Raw genomic sequence first — 12463 nt, 5'->3', positions numbered from 1 at the left:
CTCAAACGCTGGGCCAGACCCCCGCCTGCACGTCCAGGCGCGTGTACCAGTCGGAGGGCAGGGTGCCGGCCCACACCAGGTTGTGGTGCGGCAGCAGGCGCTTCTTGGCAAAGGTCATGCGCGCATCGGCCAGCGAGAGCAGGCTGCGTGCGCTCCAGTCCTTGCCGGCCGGGCTGGCGGCCACGCCCAGGGTGATGGTGAGGCGGGCCGGGCCCTCGGTGCCGGCGAACGCGGCTTCCACCGCGGCGCGCAATTGCTCGGCCACGGCCGAGGCGGCGAGCACATCATGGCCGGGCAGCAGCACCACGAATTCATCGCCACCCAGATGGCTCAGCTGCGCACCCGCGGGGATGGCGCCGCTCAGCGTGTCGGCCAGCTTCAGCAGCACGGCCTGCGCGGCATCGGCGCCCTGGCTGTCCTGGTAGGCCTTGAAATGGTCCAGATCCAGGGTCAGCAGGGAGAGCACCTTGCCGCTGCTGCGCGCTTGCGTGGCGGCTTGCTCCAGTTGTTCCAGCATGGCCTTGCGGTCGGGCAGTGTCGTCAGAACTTCATCCAAGGCCAGGGTCGAGGGCATCACAAACTCCAAGGGGATCGATGAGCCATGCTAGTGAGGCGCGCAGGCCTTCCCCATGCTCCAAAACCCTGGGGCTTGCGACAGGTCAATGTTTCAGCGGCTGTGCGAGGTCAGCTTGGCCAGCGGTGACGCCAGGCTGATGCCGGGCGCGGCGCGGCGCGCGCGTTGCGGACTGGGCGCGGTGGCCGGGTCCTGCTCGTCCAGGTCTTCCTGTGCCGAGCCGGTCAGCAGACCCACGCCGTCGGGGCTGCGGCGCATCGCCACGCCCACGGTGAGGATGTCGATCACCAGCAGGTGCAGGATGCGGCTGACCATGGGCAGGTGGGTGGAGACGTCCTCCACATGGTCGACGATCAGGGCCGCATCGGCCTTGCGCGCCAGCGGCGACTGGCTGGCGGTGATGGCCAGGATGGCGGCGCCGCGCTCGCGCGCCGCCTCGGCCACCGCCATCAGCTCGGGCAGCTTGCCGCTGCTGCTGATGATGACCGCCACGTCGTTGGGCTTGAGCGTCTGCGCCGCCAGCAGCTGGAGGCGCGGATCGGTGTAGGCGCCGCTGGAAATGCCGAAGCGCAGGAACTTGAACTGCGCATCCTGCGCCACCACGCCGTAGTGGCCGACGGCGAAGAACTCCACGCGCGGCGCATGCACCAGCAGCTCGATGGCGCGATCGATCATGTCGCGGTTCAGCTGGCTGCGCACCTGCAGGATCGCCGAGGCGGTATTGCCCAGCACCTTGGCGCCCAGCTCGATCATGCTGTCGTCGTTGGTGACCTGGGTGTGCGTGACCGGCACCGTGCCGGTGAGGCCCGAGGCCAGGCGCAGCTTGAAGTCCGACAGGCCCTCGCAACCCAGCGAGCGGCAGAAGCGGATCACCGTGGGCTGGCTCACCGCCGCGGCCTTGGCGATCTCGGCGATCGGGTCGTTGAGCGCCTTGCGCGGATGCGCCAGCACATGCTCGGCCACGCGCAGCTCCGCGGGCGAGAGCTCGCTGCGGGCACGCCGGATCTGCTCCAGGATGGCCGAGCCCGGCGAGTGCTCGAGGCTGCGCAGCTGCGCCTCCAGGATCGCCGAGGCGCCCTTGAAGGTGGCATGCTCGGCGGTGATCACGAAGGTCGGGATCGCCGCCACATAGCTGCTGAAGCGGCCCTTCTGCTCGAAGCGGGCGCGGAACTGCGAACGGTCGAAATACTCGCCCAGGCGCGGCACGATGCCGCCGCCGATATAGATGCCGCCCAAGGCGCCCAGCGTCACCGCCAGGTTGGCCGCGGCCGTGCCCAGCAGGGCGCAGAACAGCTCCAGGGTCTGCACGCACACCGGGTCGCTGGCCTCCAGCGCGCGCTGGGTGATGTCAGGCGCATGCAGCTCCAGCGCGGGCGCCTTCAGGTAGTCGGCCATGGCGCGGTACATCAGCTCCAGGCCGGGGCCGGAGAGCAGGCGTTCGAACGAGACATGCTCGAACTCTTTCCATGCATGGCGCAGCAGCGCGATCTCGCGCTCGTCGCGCGGCGAGAAGCTGGTGTGACCGCCCTCGGTGCCCAGCGCGATCCAGCCATCGCCGGCCGGGATCAGGCCCGACACGCCCAGGCCCGAGCCCGAGCCTAGGATGCCGATCACGCTGTTGGCGCGCGCCTCGCCGCCGCCCACCTGGCGCAGCTCGCTGCCACGCAGGCGTGGCAGCGCCATCGCCAGCGCGGTGAAGTCGTTCACCACCACCAGGGTGTCCAGGCCGAGGCGCTGGCGCATGTCCTCGATCGAGAACTCCCAGTGGTAGTTGGTCATGCGCACCTGGTCGCCCTCCACCGGGTTGGCGATGGCGATGGCGGCATGCGCGATCTGCACCGCCGGCAGGCTGCCCAGGTAGGCGCTCACCGCGGCGTGGAAGTCGGCGTGGTCGGCGCAGCGCAGCGAAGAGATATGACCGAACTCGCCCGGCGCCGTCTCCAGCGCGAAGCGGGCATAGGTGCCGCCGATGTCGGCGATCAGCCGGGGGCTGTCGAAATCAAGCATGAATGAATGTGTGATGCGCGGGCTGGGGCGTGCGAGGGCAAATGGCGCTGGGCCATGAGCGCGTGATTATGGCCGCGCCCGTCCGGGCTGCCGAAAGGGTTCGCCCCAGGGCCCGGCCTGAGCACTCTCCGGAGATGAAATGTAGTGTGACTACAAGTCGACTTCAATGCAAGCGGGTGGCGTGGGCGGCGAATTTTCGGCATTCCTTTGGCAATAGCGGGCGATTTCTTCAGTGAAAACCCGCGAGATGGGGCCGCTTCGGGCTCGGCTGGTGCTTCGGCTCTTGTGTTGGTGATGTAGTTTTGCTACCTTTCGGGCCGTACACAAGATGCCGCTGGAATTGATGACCGTGCCCCATTTGTCGAACAACGCAAGCCCGAGCGCGGAGGCCTATCCCTGGTTGGTGGCCGATGTGGGTGGCACCAATGCCCGCTTTGGTTGGGTGGCCGGCCCGGATTCGGGGGTGCAGCATGTGCAGGCCCTGTCGGTGCCGGCGCATCGCGGCCTGGCGGAGGCGGCGCGCGTCTATCTGGCCGGCCTTGCGGGCCGGGTGCCGGAGGCGCGGCCGCGCCGCGCCGCACTGGCCGTGGCCACCGCCGTCACCGGCGACCAGGTCGATTTCACCAACAGCCATTGGGCGTTCTCACGCCGGCAGCTGCAGGCGGAGCTGGGGCTGGAGGCCTTGCTGGTCTTGAATGACTTCGAGGCGCTGGCGCTGTCGCTGCCGCGCCTGCGCGCGGCGCAATTGCGCGCCCATGGTGAGCTGCCCCTGCCGAGCGGTTGCCTGGCGGTGATCGGCCCGGGCACCGGGCTCGGTGTTGCTGGTGTGGTGCAGACGGCGCATGGCTGGGTGGCGCTGCCGGGGGAGGGTGGGCATGCCACGCTGGCCGCCACCAATAACTTCGAGAGTGAGTTGCTGGCGCTGGTGCGCGAGGACCATGTGCATGTCTCGGCCGAGCGCCTGCTGTCGGGCATCGGCCTGCCGCTGCTGCATGGTGCGATGGCGCGCCTGCTCGGGGGCGCGCCGCTGCAGGCGTTGAGTCCGGAGCTGATCGTGGAGCGCGGCGTGGCGGAGCAGGACGAGTTGTGCACGCGCACGCTGGACCAGTTCTGCGCCTTCCTGGGTGGCTTTGCCGGCAATGTGGCGCTCACGCTCGGTGCGCGCGGCGGCGTCTACATCGGCGGCGGCATCGTGCCGCGCCTGGGTGAACGCTTCTTCTGCTCCGAGTTCCGTCGGCGCTTCGAGGCCAAGGGGCGGTTTGAGCCTTATCTGCGCGGCATCCCCAGCGCCTTGATCACCGACACCCTGGCGGCCCTGGGTGGTGCCGCCTTGGCGATCGAGCAATTGGAGGCGTGATCGCCCGCTGCATCGGTGTCGATCAATTTGTGAATGTAGTCAAAGTACAAATGCGACACCGCGTAAACCTGTTTCTGGATGCCAAAGGTCACGAAAAATACGTATAAACCCTTGGTTATCCGATGGAATTTTCTGGAATTGTGGCAAAAAAGTGAGATTAAGGGTTTGTGTTAGCTAGTCTTGTGATCTAGTTTTAGTACAAAATTTCTGTCATCGTTGGTTCTGGATTCCCTGTAGGCGCATTGCGTCGAATCCCAGCAGGGGCATGTGTTGTTGCAAAAAGCTTCAGGAGACAAGCAATGAAGAGTTCGCAAACGAAGCGCGAGTTGTTCCGGGTCAATCCCGTTACGGCTGGCTGCCTGGTCTTGATGATCGCGGCCGGTGGCGCGCAGGCGCAGACCACCGACAAGCTCGACACCGTGGTGGTGACCGGTATCCGCAAGGGCATCGAAGACGCCATCTCGGTCAAGAAGCAATCGGACTCCATTGTTGAGGCCATCTCCGCCGAAGACATCGGCAAGCTGCCCGACGCCAGCGTGGCCGAGTCGATCTCGCGCCTGCCCGGCGTGACCGCACAGCGCAGCGCCGTGACCGGCCGTGCTTCGCAGGTCAGCGTGCGCGGCATGTCGCCCGACTTCAACGGCGGCCTGCTGAATGGCCGCGAGCAAGCCTCCACCGGCAGCAGCCGCGGCGTGGAATTCGACCAATACCCGGCCGAGCTGCTGGGCAGCGTGGTGGTCTACAAGACGCCGGACGCTTCGCTGATGGGTCAGGGCCTGTCGTCCACCATCGACCAGCAGACCGTGCGCCCGCTGAGCTTTGCCAAGCGCACCACGGCGATCAACTACCGCAAGGAACACACGACCAAGGCCGAGGACCAGCCCGGCTTCGGCACCGGCAGCGGCGATCGCGCCTCGCTGTCCTACATCGACCAGTTCGCCGATCGCACCGTGGGTGTGGCGCTGGGCCTGACCAAGTCCAAGTCCAAGGGCGGTGGCCGTCCGAACTTCAACACCTGGGGTGGCTGGGTGGCCGACGTTGACTACAACGGCGGCAAGGTGAAGACGCCTGGCGGCTTCACGACCGACATCGAGAGCACCGACTTCGACCGTACCGGCGCGATGGCCGTGCTGCAGTACAAGCCCAACAAGGACTTCGAGACCATCCTGGATGCGTTCTGGTCCAAGGGCAATTTCTCGGTCAAGAAGCGTGGCCTGGAAGGCCCGGTGGGCGGCCTCTCGGCAGGCGCGAACGACACCGGCGGCACGCTGATCAATGCCACGGTCTCGGGCGGCGTGGCCACGGCCGGCACCTTCACCAACTGGAAGGGCGTGATCCGCAACCACAACGAGGACTACACCGACGAGTTGAAGTCCGTGGGTTGGGCCAACAACCTGAAGGCGGGCGGCTGGACGCTGAAGAGCGACCTTTCCTACTCCGACGTGAAGAAGGTCTCCGAGCGCTTCGAGACCACCGCCGGCCTGCCTGGCAACACCACCAACGTCAAGGACACGCTCTCATACACCGGCTTCGACGGCAAGAACCTGGCCGACGTGAAGTACACGAGCGGCCTGAACTACGCCGACCCCAGCATCATCAAGCTGACCGACGTGCAGGGCTGGGCCGGCGCCAATGGCGTGCAGGACGGCTATTACGCCAACCCCGTCACCACCGACAAGATCAAGTCGCTGCGCCTGAGCGGCAAGCGCGACGTGGAGCTGGGCCCTCTGGTGGCGTTCGACATCGGCGCCAACTACACCGACCGCAGCAAGGAGCGCATCACGCGTGAAGGCGCACTGGTGATCCTGGGCGGCCTGAATGCCGACGGCTCGGTGAAGAACCGCCTGATCTCGGCCGACATGCCCAACCCCAGCACCGGCGTCGGCGGCCTGACGGGCATCCCGACCCTGAACTGGAATCCTGCCGGCTCGGTGGGCTCGGTCTACCAGCTCAATGCCTGGTCCGACCATGACATCGTGGGCAAGAGCTGGGGCGTCGAGGAGAAGGTCACCACCGCCTACTTCAAGGGCGATATCGACACCACCGTCGGCAGCCTGCCGGTGCGCGGCAATATCGGCCTGCAGGTGCAGAACACGCGCCAGACGGCCACCGGCTTCAAGGTCGAGCAGGCCACTTGCGACGGCGGCACCCACCAGTGCCAGTACTCCGGCGTGAGCGCCACGCACAGCTTCAACGATGTGCTGCCCAACCTGAACCTGTCTGCCGATCTGGGCAGCGATCAGGTGGTGCGCTTCGGTGTGGGCCGCGTGCTGGCTCGTCCGAACATGGAAGACATGAAGGGCACCATCGACTTCAGCCTGAAGTCCGATGTGACCCCGGCGCGCCTGAACGGCTCCGGCGGCAACCCCTACCTCGAGCCCTTCCGCGCCGACGCGCTGGACCTCTCCTACGAGAAGTACTTTGGCAAGAAGGGCTACATCAGCGTGGCCGGCTTTGCCAAGAAGCTCAAGACCTACATCCTGAAGGTCGACCAGGTGTTTGACTTCGCGTCCTACCTGACGCCGGGTTCGACGCTGCCGCCGAGCGGCAGCACGGTGGGCTTCCTGAGCCGTCCCTTCAATGGCTCGGGCGGCAATATCCACGGTGTCGAGCTGGCCGTGAACGTGCCGCTGAACATGGTGTTCGATGCCCTGGATGGCTTCGGCGTGATGGTCAACTACTCCAACACCAGCAGCTCGCTGAAGCTGCCGGCCGCGGCCTTCCAGACCCAGAACGTCAACATCCCGTCGATCCCGCTGCCGGGTCTGTCCAAGCAGGTCACCAACCTGCGCGCCTACTACGAGAAGCATGGCTTCCAGATCGCCGTAGCCGCCCGCAAGCGCTCGGACTTCCTGGGCTCGATCTCGGACTACCAGGACAAGACCCAGCTGGTCTTCATCAAGGGTGACACCCAGGTCGATCTGCAGGCCTCGTACGAGTTCAACGATGGCTACCTGAAGGGGCTGTCGGTGCTGGCCCAGGCTGGCAATCTGACCAACTCCGAGCTGGCCTATTACGACGCTGCGAACGGCAACACCACCGATCGCAAGAAGTTCGGCAAGACCTATATGCTGGGCCTGAACTACAAGTTCTGAGCGCGCTGAGCCAACAGGTGTTTGTGCTCCCCAACGGGCCGGGCACCTGATCTATTCTCGCGGGGGACCAAAGAGCACTTTGGTTCCCCGTTTTTCATTTCGTGAGGCATGAGCATGATGCAGCCGGCACTTCTGAAAACAATCGTCATCGTGGGCGGCGGCACCGCCGGCTGGATGACGGCGGCGGCCCTGGCCACCACCCTGCGCGGCCGTTACCAGATTCGCGTGGTGGAGTCCGACGAGATCGGCATCGTGGGTGTGGGCGAGGCCACCATCCCGATGATCCAGCTCTTCAACAAGGTGGTGGGCATCGACGAGAACGAGTTCATGCGCGCCACCCAGGGCAGCTTCAAGCTGGGCATCGAGTTCGTCAACTGGGGCAAGCTGGGCGACCGCTATATGCACGGTTTCGGCCCGATCGGCCAGGCGCTCTGGACCGTGCCCTTCGAGCAGTACTGGCGCAAGATGCACGCGCTCGGCCGCGCCCAGGGGCTGGAGAACTACTCCATCACCCGCATGGCCTGCAAGGCCAACAAGTTCATGCCCCCGCGCCACGATGTGGAGAACTCGCCGCTCAACCACATCGCCTACGCCTATCACTTCGATGCCAGCCTGTATGCGCGCTATCTGCGCAAGCTCTCGGAAGAGCGCGGCGTGCGGCGCACCGAGGGCAAGATCACCCATGCCACGCAGCGCGCCGGCGATGGCCACATCGACGCCGTGGTGCTGGAAAGCGGCGAGCGCGTGGAGGGCGATCTCTTCATCGACTGCTCGGGCTTCCGCGGCCTGCTGATCGAGCAGACGCTCAAGACCGGCTACGACGACTGGACCCATTGGCTGCCCTGCGACCGCGCGCTGGCCGTGCCCTGCGAATCGGTGCCGGTGCTCACGCCGTATACGCGCTCCACCGCGCATCGTGCCGGCTGGCAATGGCGCATCCCCCTGCAGCACCGCACCGGCAATGGCCATGTGTTCTGCAGCAACGCCATCAGCGAGGACGAGGCCGCGGCGACCTTGCTGGCCAATCTGGATGGCAAGCCGCTGGCGGACCCGCGCCTGATCAAGTTCGTCACCGGCATGCGCCGCAAGACCTGGAACAAGAACGTCATCGCCATCGGCCTGGCCAGCGGCTTCCTGGAGCCGCTCGAGTCCACCAGCATCCACCTGATCCAGGCCACCATCCAGCGCCTGATCGACTACTTCCCCGATCAGGGCTTCAGCCAGACCGACATCGACGAGTTCAACCGCCAGAACCGCTTCGAGTACGAGAGCATCCGCGACTTCATCATCCTGCATTACCACGCAAATCAGCGCACCGATTCCGAGTTCTGGAAGGCCTGTGCGGCCATGGCGGTGCCCGAGTCGCTGCAGCGCAAGATGGCGCTCTACCAGTCGCGCGGCCGCATCGTGCGCTTCAACAACGAACTGTTCTCCGAGGTCGGCTGGCTGCAGGTGATGGAAGGGCAGAACCTCGCGACCCAGGGCTACAACCCGTTGGCCGACCTGCTGCCCGAGGGCGACACGGCCGACTACCTCGAGAGCGTGCGCGGCGTGATTGCGAAATGCGTGGACGTGATGCCGGACCATGCGGCCTATATCCAGCAGCACTGTGCGGCGCCAAAGAAGATGTAGTTTGATTACGAAATTTTGTCTTATGTCCGGGAAAACCATGCAAATATAGGTTTTGCAATCGTTATCAATGCGTAGTAAAACTACGTCATGTTGAGAAAGCACATCACCAGGCGGCAGTTCACGGCTTCCGGCATGGCGCTCGCCACCGGCCTGGCGTCGGCGGCCCCCGCGGCCGCGGCGCCCCTGGTGATCTGGTTCACCGTCGAAGGGGCCAAGGGCATGCGGCGTGTGGCCGAGGCCTTCAGCGCGGCCACCGGCGTGCCGGTGGTGGTGGAAACGCCCGACGACGGCCCTTCCAAGTTCCAGCAGGCCGCGTCCGCGGGCAAGGGCCCGGACATCTACATCTACACCCACGACCGCATCGGCGAGTGGGTGGCGGGCGGCCTGCTGCATGCGGTGACGCCGGGCAGGGCGCTGCGCGAGGATATCGATGCGCTGGCCTGGGATGGCTTTGCCTGGCGCGGCCGCAGCTGGGGCTACCCCTATGCGATCGAGGCGGTGACCCTGCTCTACAACAAGGCACTGGTGGCGCGGCCACCGGCCAGCTTCGACGAGGTGTTCGAGCTGGACGCGCAATTGTCGCGGCAGGGTCGCAAGGCCATGCTGTGGGACTACACCAATGCCTATTTCAGCTGGCCGCTGTTCTCGGCCCATGGCGGCTACGCCTTCAAGCGCCGCGTCGACGGCAGCTACGACGCCCGTGACACCGGCCTTGGCTCGCCCGGCGCGCTGAAGGGCGCGGAACTGCTGGCGCGCATGATCCGGGAGGGCCTGATGCCCGCGGGCATCGGCTATGCCGAGATGGAGGCCGCGCTGGCCCAGGGGCGCGTGGCCATGATGATCAACGGGCCCTGGGCCTGGGTGAATCTGCAGCGCGCCGGCATCGATTTCGGCGTGGCCCGCATCCCCATGGTGGAAGGCCGCGCCGCCGCGCCCTATGTGGGCGTGAAGGGCGTGATGATCAACCGCGCCACGCGCCAGCGCGAGCTGGCGGTGGAGTTCATCGAGCATTACCTGCTCACGCCCGAGGGCCTGCGGCTGGTGAACCAGGCCGAGCCGATCGGCGCGCCGGCCAGCCGCCGCTTCTATGCCGAACTGCTGACCGACCCGCGCCTGGGCCCCAGGATCGCCGGCATCATGGCCTCGGCCAAGGACGGCATGCCCACGCCCTGCATCCCGGAGATGGGGCGCTTCTGGGCCGCGATGAAATCCTCGCTGACCAATCTCAGCGAGGGCCGGCAGACGCCCGCCGAGGCCATGGCCGCGGCGGTGCGTCGCATCCGGGAGGGCGCATGAGCGTTGCGCTGCTGCAGCGCCTGCTGCTGCCCGCCGCGGTGCTGGGGCTCTTGTATGCGCTGATGGGCGTGTATGCCAGCGGCCAGACTCTGCTGGCCGCCATGCTGCTGGCGGTGGGCGCGCTGGCGATCTGGACCTACAGCTCGCCGCGCACCGGCGCGCTGCGCTACCTCTTTCCCGGTGTGGCCGCGGCCCTGGTGTTCGTGGTCTTCCCCATGCTTTACACCTTCGGCCTGGGCTTCAGCAACTACAGCGCCAGGAACCTGCTGGACTTCGAGCGCGCGCGCGCCTATCTGCTGGAGGAGCGCATTCGCGAGCAGGGCTCGGAGCGCGAGTTCAGCCTGCACCGCGAGGGCGACGGCCTGCGCCTGCTTCTGACCGGCGCCGCGGGCGAGCTGCTGACGCCGCGCTTCCGGCCCGATGCCGAGCACCCGCAAGACCTGACCCTGGTGGCGGCGGGCGAGACGCTGGCCGCCCCCCTGGCCATGGCGGAGCGCGTGGCCCTGCTGCCCGCCCTGCGCGTACTGCGCCTGCGCGATGCGGCAGGGCAGGTCTACACCCTCAGCAGCCTGCGCGAGTTTGCACAGAGCCGGCCGCTCTATGTGGAGGCGGCGGACGGCGTGCTGACCGACCAGCTGAGCGGCACGCGCTACCAGCCCGATGCGGGCGAGGGCTTCTACACCAGTGCCAGCGGCGAACAGCTGCAGCCCGGCTACCGCGTCAACGTGGGCTGGCGCCACTACGCACGCGTGTTCACCGAGCCGCGTTTCCGCGCGCCCTTTCTGAGCGTGTTCGTCTGGACGGTGGTGTTCGCCGGCATGACGGTGCTGCTGACCACCGCGCTGGGCCTCTTGCTGGCGGTGCTGCTGAACTGGGAGAGCCTGGAGGCGCGCGCGGCCTACCGCCTGGTGCTGTTCCTGCCCTATGCGGTGCCGGGCTTCATCTCCATCCTGGTGTTCAAGGGCCTGTTCAACCAGAACCTGGGCGAGATCAACCTGATCCTGCACGGCCTGTTCGGCGTCCGGCCGGCCTGGTTCTCCGATCCGCTGCTGGCCAAGTGCATGCTGTTGATCGTCAACCTGTGGCTGGGCTTCCCCTACATGATGGTGTTGTGCACCGGCATGATCAAGGCGATTCCCGCCGATCTCTACGAGGCCTCGGCGGTGGCGGGCGCGGGCCCCTGGGCCAACTTCAAGCTCATCACCATGCCCCTGATCCTGAAGCCGCTCACGCCACTGCTGATCAGCGCCTTCGCCTTCAACTTCAACAACTTCGTGCTGATCAGCCTGCTCACCGGCGGCCGCCCGGATCAGCTCGACACCAGCCTGCCGGCCGGCACCACCGACATCCTGGTGTCCTATACCTGGCGCATCGCCTTCCAGGATTCGGGCCAGCAGTTCGGCCTGGCCTCGGCCATCTCCACGCTCATCTTCCTGATCGTGGCCGCCATCACCCTGGTGCAGATGCGCATGACGCGGCTGGACCAGGATCACAAGCGTTAGCAGCAGGGGAGCGCAGGCATGGCGATTGTTCAATCCAAGTCGCAGCGCTGGCGCAAGCTGGCGGCGCATCTGTTCCTGCTCACGCTCTGCGCCGCGGTGGTGTTTCCGTTTCTGGTGGTGCTGTCGGTGTCGCTGCGGCCCGGCAACTTCGCCTCCGGCAGCCTGATCCCGCAGACGCTGAGCCTGGAGCATTGGCGCTATGTGCTGGGCCTGCCCTATGCGGGGCCCGACGGGCGCCTGCTGGAGCCCGATCTGCCGGTGCTGCGCTGGCTGTGGAACTCCATCAAGGTGGCCACCATCTCGGGCCTCGTCACGCTGCTGTTCTCCACCACCGCCGCCTATGCGCTCGCGCGCATGCGCTTTGCCGGGCGGCGTGCCCTGCTCACCGCGCTGATGCTGATGCAGATGTTTCCGGCGGTGCTGGCCCTGGTGGCGATCTATGCCATCTTCGACCGCCTCGGCAGCGTCGCGCCCTGGCTGGGGCTCAACACCCATGCCTCCCTGGTGCTGGCCTATTCGGGCGGCATCGCCATGCATGTCTGGACGCTCAAGGGCTATTACGACACCCTGCCGCAGGAGGTGGAGGAGGCCGCGCGCGTGGACGGTGCCAGCGTCTGGCAGACCTTCTGGCGCGTGCTGCTGCCGATGGCCCTGCCTATCCTGGCGGTGGTGTTCCTGCTCGCCTTCATCGGCGCCATCATCGAATACCCGGTCGCCTCGGTGCTGCTGACCCAGCAGGACCAGCTCACCCTGGCGGTGGGCGCCAAGCTCTTCGTGCATGAGCACAACTTCCACTGGGGTGATTTCGCGGCCGCGGCGATCCTGTCGGGCCTGCCCATCACCGCGGTGTTCTTGCTGGCCCAGCGCTGGCTCATCGCCGGCCTGGCGGCCGGCGGCGTCAAAGGATGAACCCCAACGTGCGCTTCCATTCCCTCGCTCCCACCCTGCTGGCCCTGGCCTGCCTTTTGCCCTCCACCTCCGTCATGAGCCAACCCCCCGC

Annotated in this window: 8 protein-coding genes; 6 read left to right on the top strand and 2 right to left on the bottom strand. The window is 66.5% G+C overall.

What is annotated here, in order from left to right; translation table 11 throughout:
- Nucleotide 1 precedes the first annotated feature (1 nt).
- A complete protein-coding gene (locus AC3WQY_RS07460; RefSeq protein ID WP_285231586.1) occupies nt 2-574 on the bottom strand; it encodes a GGDEF domain-containing protein in 573 nt (190 codons plus the stop codon).
- 93 nt (nt 575-667) lie between these two features.
- A complete protein-coding gene (locus AC3WQY_RS07455; RefSeq protein WP_492707103.1) occupies nt 668-2581 on the bottom strand; it encodes a glucokinase in 1914 nt (637 codons plus the stop codon).
- A 349-nt stretch (nt 2582-2930) separates the two neighbouring features.
- Between AC3WQY_RS07455 and glk the strand changes: the two genes are divergently transcribed.
- The 6 genes from glk to malG all read left to right on the top strand — a co-directional run bounded on the left by glk (nt 2931) and on the right by malG (nt 12372).
- Complete coding sequence (gene glk, locus AC3WQY_RS07450; protein WP_492707101.1) at nt 2931-3938, top strand: glucokinase; 1008 nt, start codon at nt 2931-2933, stop codon at nt 3936-3938.
- Between the two features lie 299 nt (nt 3939-4237).
- Complete coding sequence (locus AC3WQY_RS07445) at nt 4238-7033, top strand: TonB-dependent receptor (RefSeq protein ID WP_492707099.1); 2796 nt, start codon at nt 4238-4240, stop codon at nt 7031-7033.
- Nucleotides 7034-7150: 117 nt separating this feature from the next.
- Nucleotides 7151-8665: a tryptophan halogenase family protein gene (locus AC3WQY_RS07440; protein WP_492707097.1), complete on the top strand. Its 1515-nt coding sequence runs from the start codon at nt 7151-7153 to the stop codon at nt 8663-8665.
- 132 nt (nt 8666-8797) lie between these two features.
- The gene (gene malE / locus AC3WQY_RS07435) at nt 8798-9961 is read left to right on the top strand and encodes a maltose/maltodextrin ABC transporter substrate-binding protein MalE (RefSeq protein ID WP_492707095.1); all 1164 of its coding nucleotides are present in this window, start codon (nt 8798-8800) and stop codon (nt 9959-9961) included.
- Nucleotides 9958-11463, top strand: a complete 1506-nt coding sequence (gene malF / locus AC3WQY_RS07430; protein WP_492707093.1) for a maltose ABC transporter permease MalF — start codon at nt 9958-9960, stop codon at nt 11461-11463. Before malE ends, malF begins: the two co-directional genes overlap by 4 nt.
- Nucleotides 11464-11481: 18 nt before the next feature.
- Nucleotides 11482-12372: a maltose ABC transporter permease MalG gene (gene malG, locus AC3WQY_RS07425; protein WP_285231592.1), complete on the top strand. Its 891-nt coding sequence runs from the start codon at nt 11482-11484 to the stop codon at nt 12370-12372.
- Nucleotides 12373-12463 lie beyond the last annotated feature (91 nt).

This window comes from Roseateles sp. FW301-B2 (genome assembly GCF_058788955.1).
Note: the sequence above shows the minus strand (reverse complement) of the source record. Positions and strands in the feature narration are given on the sequence as shown.